The sequence below is a fragment of the Streptomyces sp. NPDC093094 genome, assembly GCF_044754345.1.
Classification (GTDB): domain Bacteria; phylum Actinomycetota; class Actinomycetes; order Streptomycetales; family Streptomycetaceae; genus Streptomyces.
This window is the reverse complement of record NZ_JBIVOX010000004.1, coordinates 448,567-461,265: the sequence shown is the minus strand read 5'-3', so window position 1 is coordinate 461,265 and position 12,699 is coordinate 448,567. Positions and strand designations below refer to the sequence as shown.

The 12,699-nt window shown below is 71.3% G+C and carries 11 protein-coding genes; 5 read left to right on the top strand and 6 right to left on the bottom strand.

Annotated features, from left to right (window positions below):
- Positions 1 to 632: 632 nt before the first annotated feature.
- A complete protein-coding gene (locus ACIQGV_RS10685; protein WP_402493059.1) occupies positions 633 to 1,322 on the bottom strand; it encodes a GntR family transcriptional regulator in 690 nt (229 codons plus the stop codon).
- A 398-nt stretch (positions 1,323 to 1,720) separates the two neighbouring features.
- Here ACIQGV_RS10685 and ACIQGV_RS10680 point away from each other — a divergent pair, with 398 nt between their 5' ends.
- The 3 genes from ACIQGV_RS10680 (at position 1,721) to ACIQGV_RS10670 (ending at position 5,350) form a co-directional block, all read left to right on the top strand.
- Entirely contained in the window at positions 1,721 to 3,190 is a 1,470-nt protein-coding gene (locus ACIQGV_RS10680; RefSeq protein WP_402493057.1) for an aminotransferase class I/II-fold pyridoxal phosphate-dependent enzyme, read from the top strand.
- 282 nt (positions 3,191 to 3,472) lie between these two features.
- Complete coding sequence (locus ACIQGV_RS10675) at positions 3,473 to 3,784, top strand: hypothetical protein (protein ID WP_402493056.1); 312 nt, start codon at positions 3,473 to 3,475, stop codon at positions 3,782 to 3,784.
- Positions 3,785 to 4,966: 1,182 nt separating this feature from the next.
- Positions 4,967 to 5,350, top strand: coding sequence for a hypothetical protein (locus tag ACIQGV_RS10670; RefSeq protein ID WP_402493054.1), 384 nt, complete (start codon positions 4,967 to 4,969; stop codon positions 5,348 to 5,350).
- 200 nt (positions 5,351 to 5,550) lie between these two features.
- On the opposite strand, the gene ACIQGV_RS10665 is transcribed toward ACIQGV_RS10670, so the two are convergent.
- The 3 genes from ACIQGV_RS10665 to ACIQGV_RS10655 all read right to left on the bottom strand — a co-directional run bounded on the left by ACIQGV_RS10665 (position 5,551) and on the right by ACIQGV_RS10655 (position 7,398).
- A complete protein-coding gene (locus ACIQGV_RS10665) occupies positions 5,551 to 6,192 on the bottom strand; it encodes a diguanylate cyclase (RefSeq protein ID WP_402493052.1) in 642 nt (213 codons plus the stop codon).
- 18 nt (positions 6,193 to 6,210) lie between these two features.
- Positions 6,211 to 6,588, bottom strand: coding sequence for a phage holin family protein (locus tag ACIQGV_RS10660; protein WP_402493050.1), 378 nt, complete (start codon positions 6,586 to 6,588; stop codon positions 6,211 to 6,213).
- Positions 6,589 to 6,843: 255 nt separating this feature from the next.
- The gene (locus tag ACIQGV_RS10655; RefSeq protein WP_402493049.1) at positions 6,844 to 7,398 is read right to left on the bottom strand and encodes a phosphatase PAP2 family protein; all 555 of its coding nucleotides are present in this window, start codon (positions 7,396 to 7,398) and stop codon (positions 6,844 to 6,846) included.
- Positions 7,399 to 7,570: 172 nt separating this feature from the next.
- Between ACIQGV_RS10655 and ACIQGV_RS10650 the strand changes: the two genes are divergently transcribed.
- Positions 7,571 to 8,653: a YihY/virulence factor BrkB family protein gene (locus tag ACIQGV_RS10650; protein WP_402493047.1), complete on the top strand. Its 1,083-nt coding sequence runs from the start codon at positions 7,571 to 7,573 to the stop codon at positions 8,651 to 8,653.
- 22 nt (positions 8,654 to 8,675) lie between these two features.
- Here ACIQGV_RS10650 and ACIQGV_RS10645 read toward each other — a convergent pair whose 3' ends face one another.
- On the bottom strand, positions 8,676 to 10,595 hold the full coding sequence (locus ACIQGV_RS10645) for a hypothetical protein (RefSeq protein WP_402493045.1): 1,920 nt from the start codon (positions 10,593 to 10,595) through the stop codon (positions 8,676 to 8,678).
- Positions 10,596 to 10,668: 73 nt separating this feature from the next.
- The gene (locus ACIQGV_RS10640) at positions 10,669 to 11,511 is read right to left on the bottom strand and encodes a hypothetical protein (protein ID WP_402493043.1); all 843 of its coding nucleotides are present in this window, start codon (positions 11,509 to 11,511) and stop codon (positions 10,669 to 10,671) included.
- 220 nt (positions 11,512 to 11,731) lie between these two features.
- On the opposite strand from ACIQGV_RS10640, the gene ACIQGV_RS10635 reads away from it, so the two are divergent.
- Complete coding sequence (locus ACIQGV_RS10635) at positions 11,732 to 12,679, top strand: hypothetical protein (protein WP_402493042.1); 948 nt, start codon at positions 11,732 to 11,734, stop codon at positions 12,677 to 12,679.
- Positions 12,680 to 12,699 lie beyond the last annotated feature (20 nt).

Genomic DNA, 12,699 nt, shown 5'->3' with positions numbered 1-12,699 from the left:
AGGGCGCTCCCTCGGCGTTCCTGCAGCTCGCAGCGCCCTCCTTGGGGTGCTGGCGCCGACCCTCTCCGGCCGACCTGGACCACTCTGTCATATGTTATAATAGTTGATGGTCGGGCTGGATCTCATGGCGAAGCGCCCGGCAAGCGGGCGATCCCGCGGCCCGGCAGATGGACGCGTCCTGGATCGGGGTCGGCAGTGGCACCGCCTTGACCTGGGGTGAAGTGCCCGGACGGTCGCGACATGATCACGCGGGGAGCAGCGGAGGACGGGGGCGATCGCCGGCCTCGGAGCGGGCGCCGCTGGACTCCCGCCGCGGTGGCGCCCGCTCCGAGGCCGCGGGCCGGGGCGGCACCCCCTCTCCGCCCTGCAGTTGTCCGAGGGTGCAGACGTGGATCACCGTCACACGCCGTACCGGCGTCCTGTCCTGATCGGCACGGACGGCGCCAGCAGCCGTGCGGGGTGTGCTCTCGGAGCGTTCGGCGACCGTCCGGCAGGCAGAAGACCTGCCCGCGCGCCTGGTGCCGCCGGCCGCCCGGCCCGCCGTCCCCCTTCTGCGCGATCCGCCCCGGATCCGACCGCCCGATCGCAGTCGCGTATGCGTGATCACGATCCACGGCTGGAGGCACGCAACGTCAGTCGGCGACGGCGGCGATGCCCTGCCGGGTGATGTGCTCGTTGGCGTCCAGGTGGAGCAGGAGCGCGTGAGAGGCTCGGCCGGGGTCCCGTTCCGCAACCGCCGCGAGGAGCTGCGCGTGTGCGGCTTCCCGGCGGTTCGGCTCGTCCGGGTCGCTGTCGCGGCCGCCGAAGGCGAGGCGTACATAGCGTTCGGTGGCGTGCCAGAGCATGCCCAGGGTGCGAAGGTCCCAGTCGGTGGCCGCGGGGCGCAGCAGACGGAGGTGGAACTCGTGATGGGCCTCGTAGATCTCGTCGAGCCCGAGGCTCGCGTCACCGAAGACGACCAGGTGCTCCAGGAGTTGGGCATGGTCGGCGTCGGTCAGCAGCAGGCAGGCCCTGCCGACGAGTTCCGGTTCGATCTGCCGACGGAGACGATAGACGGCGCGCAGGTCGACGCGACTGAGAGGAGCGACCGTGGCGCTCTTCCCGCGCGGGGTGACGACAAGTCCCTGGCCCTCCAGGCGGTGCAGGGCCTCACGCACGGGGATGATGCTGACTCCCAGACGGCCGGCGATCTCACGCAGGGAGAACTCCTGTCCGGGACGCAGGTCGGCGGCGAGGACCGACCGGCGGATCTCCTTGGTGACCTCGTCGACCAGAGAAAGTGACCGCACACGGCGTACGCCGCTCGTGCCCACTCCTGTCACAGCGCCCCCTTGAGGTCTGCCTGCCTCTTTCGGCGATCAGACGTTATCACATATATCAAATTCCCGCCCCGGACCGGCCTGACCGGGTCGTCCTGCACGTACCGCGCCCCCGTCAGACAGCGATACGGGAGCCGCGCGCCATCGGGAAGAGGACCACGACCGGCGAAGCGGAGCTCTGTGCGGCCAGGCTCTGGGGGAGTTCAGACTCTGGGAGGAGCTCACTCCGTTCAAACGGCGCAAGCGTCACCGACGCCGCCCGTGCTCGGTTCACTTCCTGCGCATCCACCTCCACGCCGAGGCGGGGCGGCGGGCGCCACCTCGCCACCCCGAGCGTTGCGGGCCACTCGTCCGGACGCACGGACGGACATGAAAGGGGCGGCCCCGGGAACCGCTCACCCATGGGTCTCAACCACGATGAAGCACCGGTCCTCGACGCGCTCGCCCGCTATCACGACGCCGACGAGCTGGGCTTCACACCGCCCGGCCACAAGCAGGCGCGCGGCGCGGATCCACGGGCGAGGGCCGTGCTGGGAGACGCCGTGTTCTTCGGCGACGTCCTCGCCAACGGTGGTCTCGACGACCGGATGGCCCGGGGCCGCGTCCTGGAGCAGGCCGAGAAACTCATGGCGGACGCGGTGCACGCCGAGCACACGTTCTTCTCGACATGCGGCAGCTCTCTGTCGGTGAAGGCCGCCATGCTGGTGGTCACCGGTCCCCACCGCCGCCTCCTCGTCGGGCGCGACGCCCACAAGTCGGTCATCGCCGGGCTCATCCTCTCCGGTGTCGAGCCGGTGTGGGTGGAACCCCAGTGGGACGCCGCCCGGCACATCGCCCACCCCCCGACGCCGGATGCCTACGCCCAGGCGTTCAGCCGCCATCCCGACGCCGACGGGGCCCTGGTCACCAGCCCCACCCCCTACGGAAGCGCTGCCGACCTCACAGCCATCGCGGACATCTGCCACCGGCACGGCAAACCGCTCATCGTGGACGAAGCCTGGGGAGCGCATCTGCCCTTCCACGACCATCTGCCGTCGTGGGCCATGGACGCGGGCGCCGACATCTGCGTCACCAGCATCCACAAGATGGGCAGCGGGCTGGAGCAGGGCTCCGTCTTCCACCTCCAGGGCGACCTCATCGACCCCGCCGAGCTGGCCTCGCGGGCCGACCTCCTCGGCACGACCAGCCCCAACGTCCTCCTGTACGCCGGCATCGACGCCTGGCGCCGGCAGATGGTCCAGCACGGCACCGAACTCATCGGCAGGGCCCTGGACCTGGCCGCCCGCACCCGCGCCGCCATCGAGACGATCGACGGCTTCCACGTCAACGACGCCGCCGACTTCTGCGGTCCCCGCCTCGCTGCCGACTTCGATCCCCTGCCCCTGGTCATGGACATCAGCGACCTGGGCACCACCGGCTACCGGGCAGCCGACTGGCTGCGCACACACCACCACATCGACATGCACCTCTTCGACCACCGCCGCATCAGTGCCCAGCTCACCCACGCCGACGACGAACAGACCACCACGCGCCTCCTCGACGCCCTCGACGACCTGGCCCGCCACGCCGACCGGCTGCGCGACACACCCCGGGTCTCCGTCCCCTCCCCCGACGACCTGCGCATGGAGCAGGCCCAACTGCCCCGCGACGCCTACTTCACCCGGCACACGAAGGTCCCCGTCGAGGAGGCCGCCGGCAGGATCGCCGCCGAAATGATCACCCCGTACCCGCCCGGCATCCCCGCCGTCCTGCCCGGCGAACGCCTGACCGGACCGGTACTGGAGTACCTGACCACCGGAGTCGCAGCAGGAATGTTCCTGCCGGACGCAGCCGACCGTCGCCTGAAGACGGTACGAGTCGTCGCGGACTGACCCGGGGGCTGTTTCCGCGCCCCGGCACTCTCGCGGGCCCAGGACAAGACGGCGGGGGGCCTGCCTGCTGCCGTCGCCGGTCAAGCGCGTTCTCCGGATGCCGGCCGACGCGACCTCCGATCCACTCCCCCGTCGGCGGACGCCGGACCGCCGCAAGCGTCGGCCCGGGCGGCGTCTCCCTCGTCACCGTCGCCTCGAACGGTCCGAAGTAGGATCGGTGCGCGCACCCCGTGCCGGCGTGTCAGACGATCGGGGCGCCGTCTCGAAGGACGGAGAGAGCCGATGTCCATGCACGAGGTCGAGGACCTGGTCACGGACTCGATCCGCCTCCTGGACCGCCACGCCGCGGCGGACGACCCGCGCGTCCGGGACCGGTTCGCGGCGCTGTACGGCTTCCAGGACGGATACGACTGCTCGTTCACGCACTTCCGTGTGATGGACATCCTGCTGCGCCGCCGGTACACATACCGGTTCCCGCTCGACCATCACCCTGACCACGCCGAGCGGTCCGCGTACTTCGACGCCCTGACCGACTTCACCGCACTGCGCACCTTCGACGAGGACTCCCCCGGCTTCCAGGGCTATGGATCCTGACTCGAGGACGGCTACGTCGAGCCGCCTTTCCTCCACTGCGACGCCGGCACGGAGCTGTGGCGGCGCATGACGGCCGTCGGCGTACTCCACGGGCTCGATGCCGTCCCCCCGCGCCGCACCCCGCTGATCGAAGTGGTCCGCGAGGTCGCCGTCGCCGCCGAGAAGGAGCGTGACCACGAACTCATCGGCATGGGGTACGCGTTCGGCTGCGAAACCCTTCTGAGCGGCCCCGCCGGCTGCCCCTACGACGTCACCGAACTCGCCGGCATGCCCGCCGTGCGGGACCTGCGCGCCGTGGTCCGCCGCACCGACGCCCTGTCCGTCGCCCAGCGGTCGCCTACGCGGTTCCCGCGGAGTTCGCGCCGACCATCAGGACCTCGAAGCCTGGTGGTGGCAGCCGTAGGCCCGGCCGTGACCCGTCTCCGGGACACGCGTCCACCGCTTCCTCTCATGGAGCAGCGCGAGCATCGGGAAGGGTCACGGCCCGGGTGCCGGTGTGCCGTCGGGCCAGTACGCCCACAACCCCGGCGTGCGCAGCAACGGCGCCTCGCACAGCCTGGACCAGATCACCACCGTGCAGCGCTGTCTGAAGCAGGCGGGCTGTCGCACGGGCCTGTACGGCACCCCTCGGAGGAGGTGCCCGTCCTATGGGGTCGGCGGTGCCCGGGCGGCTTCACGGGCAGCCGGCAAGAACACCGGCCGTTCCCTCCCCGTCCCCGGGCCGCCCGGCAAGACTCACGCGCCGGCGCACGACGCCACGGCAGATCACCCATCCGGTCTGCACCCCGGTACCCGGCCCTCGTCAAGAACAGCCGCCAGGGGGTACTCAGGACTTCGAGAAAGGAGCGTGACGCCTCCCGACCTCGAGACCTCGAGCCGAGACGAGCCCCTGGACTCGGACAGGCGGCGCAGTGGCAGCAGGTGAGACGCCGCTCGCCGGGCCCAGGGCATCTGCCGTCCGAACCGGCCGAGCTTGCGCAAGGGCCGCAGGCCGATGCCTCTCGTCGTCACCGTGGTCGTGGTCGCGCTGGTGGCGATCGGACCGATCGCCATGGCCGTGGCCTTGATCGCCTCATGCCCGGTTCTCGGGGTGAATGCAGTGGTCACGGCATGTCCGCAGCACAGCAGATCATCCGAGCGGCGGTGCAGAGTCGCCGCCAGGCCGAACGAGCAGGTCCACCCATGACGAAGAAGCGACACCCGTCCAAGTCCGCACACGGTCAGGACCCGAACCGTCAGGGCACCGGTCAGCACGGCTGGGCCTCCGACGTGGACGAGACACGACAGCAGGACAACCCGAGCGCCCATCGCTCCTTCCACAGCGACGAGTACGGCGGCGGAAAGAGCGCAGGCCGGACGAAGTCCAAGGAAGAGACCCGGCAGGTGCCGGGCGACACGGTGAAGAGCGACAGCGCACGCGGCGAGGAATACGCCGGCGGCAACGAGAAGGGCCGCCGCTCCACGGGGCCCAAGGGCCGCTCCCAGCGCCCCAGCGGCACCAAGGACGCCTCCGCGACCACCGGCGTGGACCCACAGGAGCCGCGGTCCGGGCGCCGACCGGGCTGAAGGCCGGTCCGCGGCTGATCGACCAGCCGGGACGGCGTACCTCTGGGGGCTCGCTGTCCTTGGAGACCTTGATGCCGCAGGAACCCGCCTCCGGCTTCGTCGGGTCCGCCGGAGTGCACGGCCCGGAGGCGGGGCCGAGCACCGCCTTGCCCGGCGAGGCAGGCGGGCGGCTCGGCGTCACGCCCGTCGTGCGCGAGCCATCACTCGTGGTGGTGTCGGCGAGCGCGCAGGCAGCGGACCATTTCCTCCGCGTAGGGAAGGACGACACACAGGCCCACGCCGGCACCGATGGCTGTGAGGTAGCCCGCCGGCAGGGGGCGCTCCTTGGGCAGCAGCTTCCAGTTGCGCCCCTGGCCGCCGCTGCGGAACACTTCGCGCGCCTGGTCCCAGTGCAGGCAGGTGGTGAAGGCCGCCGCCGTCAGCGGCAGAACTTCCAGAAAGCTGTGGATGTGCTGCTCAAGGGGCCGCACCTCGCGCTTGTCGACGGCCAGCGACACGTCCCACAGAGCGGTTGCCCCGTGCAGCACGGCCGCGCCGCCCATGAGCGACAGCACCAGCGGGTTGATCCTGGCCGTCAGGCCCGCGACCACGGGGATGCCGGCTTCGGTCATCATCAGGGCGTGCACGGCGGACTCCCGCACTCCGCTGGTGTGCTCGATGCCGGAGCGGCGGTGCATCACCCAGTCCGCCACGGCGGGCACGAACCACAACGGCAGGACGCCGTACATCAGGAACCGCCGGCTGGCGCTCTCCACGTCGTCGGCGCCGCGGGGAACCCGCAGCGCGGGCGCCGAGCGCCAGCGACGCCAGCGGGCGAGTGTCGAACCGCGAGAGATACGCATGGGTTCCTTTCCCAGCCGTCAGAGGGAACGTGGCGGCGCGGGTACCCGGCAGGCGCCGGCTCGAACGGGGCGCCGGCGTCCCGGGAAGTGGCCCAGGCTGCGAGGAGGCCCGGCTCCTTTTTTGGAAGATGCCGTCGCGGAGCGTCGCGAAGAGCACGGCGGCAGCGGTTCGAGCAGGAAGGCGTGCGCGGCGCCGCCGAACAGACCGCCGCCCTTGCCGTAACGCCTCCCCTTCTCCTTCATCTCCGCCTGGGCCAGCCTCATCTCGCCGCGCACCAGCTCGGCCAGCTGCTGCGAGGCCCGCTGGACCAGCTCACTCACCGGATCCTGGTCCGAGCGGTCCCTTCCGGGGCTGGTGGTGGCAGAGTGCGGCTGCGTGTTCGACACGGCCGTCACCTCCCGTCTGTAGCAGTGGTTGCGGGTTCGGGGCCGCATGCCGTGTCTGCGGACAGCAGCCCTCGTGGACGATCTCGGGATCCGGCCGAGCAGCATGCCTGCCGTCTCCGGCGGTCGCTGATCGCCCCACCCCAGTTCACCGCCTCAGCGCACGTGAAACCGGAATCCGCATGCCGAATCGCGAAGCAGCAGCGATGCCCGGTGAGCGCGAGCGGCGAACGTACCCGGCGGTCACATGCTCGGCCTGCGCGCTTCTCACCGCCAGGGCCGGTTACGCACGATCAGGCGCGGTACGTGACGGACGAGCCAGGCACCGGCCAGGCCGACGGCGGCACCGGTGGCCACATCACTGGGGTAGTGGGCCCCGCTTTGCACCCGCTCGAGCCCCACCATCGCCGACGGCACTGCACACAGAGCTCCAGCCGCCGGCCAGACGGGTACGACGGCAGCGGTGAAGGCCACCGCCGCGGCGGTGTGCCCGGAAGGGAAGGAGGACGAGCCGGGACGGTCGTCGACCTCGTCGTGGGGAAACCATTCCTTCGGCGGACGTGGCCGATCGGCCAACGGTTTGCACAGGCCGTTCGAGATGAGCTGCGCGACCGCCAGAGCCGCCAGGCCGGCCCCTGCCGCCCTGCGCCCGCGCCACCCGCCCAGCCACGCCATTCCGGCTGCGGCGCCCCACCACAGCTTCGTGCTCTCCGCCGCCTCCTCGACGGCCGAGAGCGCCAGACCGATCCGGGTCGGAATGCGGGAGGACGCCGCTTGGGAAGCTGCCCGATCCAGGCGCCGCAAACCGCCTATAAGCCTCATGGCAGACGAGATTCCCTGAAGCCGCTTTCGTATTCAAGGGCGGTGAACGCCACGGCCCGAAGGACCGCGCGCCCACTCCGGAGCTGAGGCTGCGGACGCCCGGGCTCCGGAGAACCGACATCGACAAAGCGAGGGCTGGTAACGCTGCACAGGGCCGGGGTACCCGGCGCTCATGGTGAAACTGCATCTTCCAGGACGTAATGGCCAGCACGTCGGCGACGAGGAACCGGTCCAGGCCGGTCCGGGACCGGAGGTCGAGCGCAGAGAGCCCGACACACCGGCCGAACTGCCCAAAGGCGCGTGGAAAGCGGTCCTCAGGGGGAGCCTGCGTGAGTTCAAGGACGACGAGCTGACCGACCGCGCGGCGGCGCTGACCTACTACGGAGTGCTGGCCCTGTTCCCGGCGCTGCTGGTGCTGGTCTCCCTGCTGGGCATCACCGGGAAGTCGACCACGGACAAGGTGCTGGAGAACATCCAGCAGCTCGCTCCCGGCCCGGCCCGCGACATCCTCACCCGTGCCGTGGAACAGATGCAGGGCAATGCCGGCACCGGCTCGCTCATGGCGATCGTGGGCCTGGTCCTCGCGGTGTGGTCCGCGTCCGGCTATGTGGCGGCCTTCATCCGCTCCGCGAACGCCGTCTACGACATGCCCGAGGGGCGGCCGGTGTGGAAAATCCTGCCGGTCCGGCTCGGGGTGACGGTCGTACTGCTGGTACTGGCCGTGGCCAGCGCGGTGATCGTGGTGTTCACCGGCAGCTTCGCCCGCCAGGTCGGGGAGACGCTCGGGGTGGGCGACACGGCACTGACCGTATGGGCGATCGCCAAATGGCCCGTCCTGATCCTGCTGGTCACCAGCATGATCGCCCTCCTGTACTGGGCGAGCCCGAACGCCAAGGTGAAGGGCTTCCGGTGGATCACTCCCGGCAGCTTCCTGGCGCTGCTGATCTGGATGATCGCCTCGGCCGGCTTCGCCCTCTACGTCGCCAACTTCTCCTCGTACAACAAGACGTACGGCACCATGGCCGGCGTCATCGTCTTCCTGATCTGGCTGTGGATCACCAACATCGCGATCCTGCTGGGCCTGGAGTTCGATGCCGAGACCGCACGACAGCGGGCCGTCGCAGGCGGCTACCCGCCCGACCAGGAGCCCTACACCCAGCCCCGCGACACCCGCACATGGGACGAACAAGACCGACGCCGCCTCGACGAGACCCGACCGCCGTCCGGCAGGTCCCCCTCGAACCGAAGCACCTGAAGCCCAGAGGTGGCGGCGGTGTTCAGCGCCGGGCTGCCACGGCCACTGCGGCCGCGGCCAGGATGCGCTCCAGGACGGGGACCGGGATCGCCGGATTGGTGACCGCCTCGTGTGCCGTGTCGCGGTCGTGCAGCAGCCCGGCAAGGACACGGGCCGGCAGCCGCGGACTACGGATCGCGGCCCCGCGGACGTGGTCCACCGGGTCGTTCAGCAGCCGCACCGCGTCGGCCGGTGACAGCCGGGGGTCCTCGGCCGCGCGGCGGCGCACCTCTGCTTCCGGGTCGCGGGCAAGACGTGCGACGTCGGCAGGCGTGGACTGCGGATCGTCCAGGGCCAGGCGGCGCATCCGCCCATCGGGGTCGCCTGCGTGGCGCAGCAGGCCCGTGCGGGGGAAGTTGGGGTGACTGCGGGGGCGGCCGGGGTGAGTGAAGCTGCCGTCCCACCAGCGCCAGACCTCCAGCAGCATCTCGGCCGGCGCGTCGTCGCACGATTCGGCGAGGAACAGGCGGACCGTGCGGTCCTCGTCCCGCGCCAGACGCTCCACGACGTCCGGTGGAAGATGCCGGGCACGGGCCACGCTTCGGCGGACGAGCGGGTGGGACGAGACGGCGAGGCGGCGCATCGCGTCGGCGTCATCGTGCAGAGCCTCGACCCAGGGCAGAGCGTGCGACCTCGACTCCGGGTCGAATGCGTGGCGCACCGCGGCGCGCTGCTCCTCGCCGAGGTCGGACCGCAGTGCCACCGCCGAGCGGATGTCGCCGCACGGGTCCTGCGCCAGCACGGTGACGCTGTGCGCGCCGAGTTGCGGATTGGCGGCCAGCGCTCGGCGTACCTCCACGTCCCCGTCCCGGACCAGCTCCGCCTCCAGCCCGGGCGAGAGACGGCACCGTTCGAGCGCGCGCCGGGGCGCGGGCAGCGCGGTGAAGACCTCGCGAGGCATGGGGACATCGCTGTGGTGGGCGAGCAGCGCCGCCGTACGCACTCCCTCGTCGGTGTCGGCCAGCAGCCGCTCCCGCAGTGGCGCGGCGAGATCCTCCCACCGGGCGCAGGCAGCCGTCCGCACCCGGGGGTCGGTGTCGGCCGCGAGGCCCGGGATCTGGTGGGCGGGGAGCCCGGGGAGTTCGGCGGCCGAGGCGCGGGAGGGACCGGCGAGGAGGTCGTCGTACAGGTCCTCGGGGAGTTCGGCGCCCCAGATGCAGGCATGCTCGGCCCAGAGCACACGCCGCTCCGACGACGGCTCGGCACGCACCAGACGTACCCACTGATCGGAGGTGAGCTTGGGCCGGAAGGTGTCGGCGGGCGTCGCCCTCACCCGTGGATCGGGGTGCGCAACGGCGGCGTCGAGGACGGCAGGCCGGTCGCACCCGTGCAGAAAGCCTTCCGCCACATCCAGCAGTCGGATCAGCAGCTCGTCCGGCGCGGCCGGATTGAACCCGATCCCCTCCGCCCAGTGCAAGGGCCATGCGTGCCGGCCGGGCACCGCCGCCCACGCCTCGGCGCGCTCGGCCTCCGTCTCGTGCCCGGCGGCCGCGGCCGCCGCCTCCAGCCGCTCCGGCAGCCGGTCGAGAGCCGTCACCCGCGGCCCGTCCGCACCGGGCACCTGCGCCAGAAACACCTGTCCGTCGAGAGAGAGCGCCACGAACCCGGGGTCGCCGGACAGCCCCGGCGCACCGGCATCTGCGCAGCGGACCCGGGTCCACCAGGAGTCGTTGCCACCGATCCGATGGCCGAGGACGGCCACCAGGAACTCGCCGTCGGCATCTGCGAGACGTCGCCACCACGCGTCATCGAGCGCTTCCCGGACCGCGCCGTCCGGCGCCGCGATCCCCCGCGCGATGCGCCAGCCGGCCTCCGGCGGGAACAGGCTGCCCGGGCGCATGTCCTCGACGACCGTGAGTCCGGCGCACAGGAGCAGTTCATGGAGTTTCTCACGGTGTTGCACTTGGCCACGCTCCCCGACGGCTCACGGTCGGACAAGGTCCTCAAGAGGACGTTCGATCAGGGCGGACCGCTCTTCATCCTCTGGATCGGACGCCCTCCGAGAACGTCCCCTCCGTCTGTGTGACGGCGAGCCGGACTTCGCCGAAGTAGGCCAGGTCCCAGGCTGCGACACGGGTGGTGCCGGGCCGGCCGGGTCCTCCGGAGGAGATGCCGGGCCGGTCCCACGGCCGGTCCAGGTACGGAGACCAGATGTGCGCACGAAGCCGGGGGTCACGGACCGGGGCGAGGAGGCGGTCCCGCTCGGCCGCCGCCTCGGGCGGCAGTTCCCGCTCGCCGTCGAACAGGACCGACGGCAGCCCCAGGACCGCTGTTTCGTCAGGGCCGGGCCGCAGCCGATCGGGGCCCTGCTTCCCGCGGATCGCGGTCAGCAGCGCGTCCCGGAGGGTGCCGTCGGTGGCGACGCGGAAGGACACCCCGACGGTGAACGTGCCGTCCTCGACACCGGACACGATGTCGGCCGGACCCAGGCCGTGCTCGGTGAGCACGGTGGCCAGCTCATCGCCGGTGACCGTGCGGCATGCCTCGGCGACCAGGTTGGAATCGGGCCGTGCGCCGAACGCCCGTGAGAGAGCCGATTCCCCGGTGAAGTCGAACTCGAAGACGGACCGGGCGAGATCCAGGCTCCAGTCGAGGGCGAGGCAGATCTGCAGCAGCGCGGGCCGGTCGCCGTCGTCGCCCGGCCCCCATGTCCGCCTCAGCGAACCGGCGTCATCGAGCGTTGCCCACACCCATGTGTCGTCGACCGCACTGTTGATGTAGTACAGGTCGTACTCGGCTTCGGGATCGAAGCTGTCCACCGGCCTGCCGAGCAGCACGGAGAACGCCGCCGTCAGATCCTGCTCCCAGAGATCGGTCATCCCGATGATCGTAGTCGAGCAGCTCAAGCACCCGAACCGCACCGCTGCCGCCGGGAAGGGTCCACCGACGTGGCGGCGGCACCGGAGCATCGTCACGGTTCCCCGTCGCACGGCGCTCTTCGGTCGGCAGGCCGCGGCTCCGGGGCCGGCGATCAAACGCCATGCGTCTGAGCAGCGCCCACGGAAGACCGGCTTGAGGGGCGTGCCATAAGGTCGGGCGATGACCAGTTCCCCGCCTGCCGCCGAATACGCGTTCACCGAGGAGTTGCTGCTCGAAGGCTGCGGCGGCCCGAACGCGCTCTATGTGCGTGACCAGGCGCGCGGCGTCCTCGGAGCGGTGCACGCCGGGGCCGCGATCACCGCCGATGACGCCGGAAACCTGGCCGACCTGCTCGGGGACCGGCAGGCGTTCGTCAACGAGCCGACCGAGCCCGCCCATCTCCGTGAGGAGAGTCGCCGCCACATCACGGCGGCGCTGCTGATCCACGCGTGCCGCACGGACGATCCGGACCTCGTACGGCGGCTCCGGCAAGTGGCGCCGTACGAGGTCCACCGCATCGACCTTCGTCTCCCGTTGTCGGTGCCCTGCCTGCTCTCGCTCTTCGCCGGCCTCGGCCAGGAAGAGCCGGCCGTCCGTCACGCCGCCATGCGCATGGCCCGCAACCTCCACCGGCAGACCGACATCACACCGATCCTCGACATCGTCATCGGCGAGCTGGCCTCCCCGGAGCAGGGCCGCGGCTGGCGCAGGATCGCTCCGGCCGACGGTGCCCGCGGGGCGCTGGTCGGCTACAGCCTTGGCACCACCGATCTCGACAGCCTGTGCGAGCAGGTCGCGGCGGCGGTCGATCCGTCCGCACCGACTCAGAACGCGCTGCGCACGCTGGCGGCCCTGTACACGGTCACCGGACAGTTCGACCGGGTGACCGGCCTTGTCGGGCGGGCGAGCACCAGGGCTCCGGTCATCGGTGGGATCCACGACGCCGTCTGCGGGATCGCCTGGAACCTGGAGCACGGGTGGCATGTGCCCAGCGCCGGCTTCCCCTTCGCCGAGGCCGTCACCGTCGCCGAGGGAGTGGCCACCAACGCCGGCCACCGCAAGCAGGTGGAGGCCATCCGCGATCGGCACAACCGTCTGAGGGTGAGAGCCGGGACAACGGCTGCGTGAACCGGGGCAGGAGACGAACC

Coding starts and splice junctions, on each gene's coding strand:
- ACIQGV_RS10680 (WP_402493057.1), top strand. CDS start 1,721: ATGGGTCTCAACCACGATGAAGCACCGGTCCTCGACGCGCTCGCCCGC.
- ACIQGV_RS10670 (WP_402493054.1), top strand. CDS start 4,967: ATGACGAAGAAGCGACACCCGTCCAAGTCCGCACACGGTCAGGACCCG.
- ACIQGV_RS10640 (WP_402493043.1), bottom strand. CDS start 11,511: ATGACCGATCTCTGGGAGCAGGATCTGACGGCGGCGTTCTCCGTGCTG.
- ACIQGV_RS10635 (WP_402493042.1), top strand. CDS start 11,732: ATGACCAGTTCCCCGCCTGCCGCCGAATACGCGTTCACCGAGGAGTTG.
- ACIQGV_RS10650 (WP_402493047.1), top strand. CDS start 7,571: ATGGTGAAACTGCATCTTCCAGGACGTAATGGCCAGCACGTCGGCGAC.
- ACIQGV_RS10665 (WP_402493052.1), bottom strand. CDS start 6,192: ATGCGTATCTCTCGCGGTTCGACACTCGCCCGCTGGCGTCGCTGGCGC.
- ACIQGV_RS10655 (WP_402493049.1), bottom strand. CDS start 7,398: ATGAGGCTTATAGGCGGTTTGCGGCGCCTGGATCGGGCAGCTTCCCAA.
- ACIQGV_RS10675 (WP_402493056.1), top strand. CDS start 3,473: ATGTCCATGCACGAGGTCGAGGACCTGGTCACGGACTCGATCCGCCTC.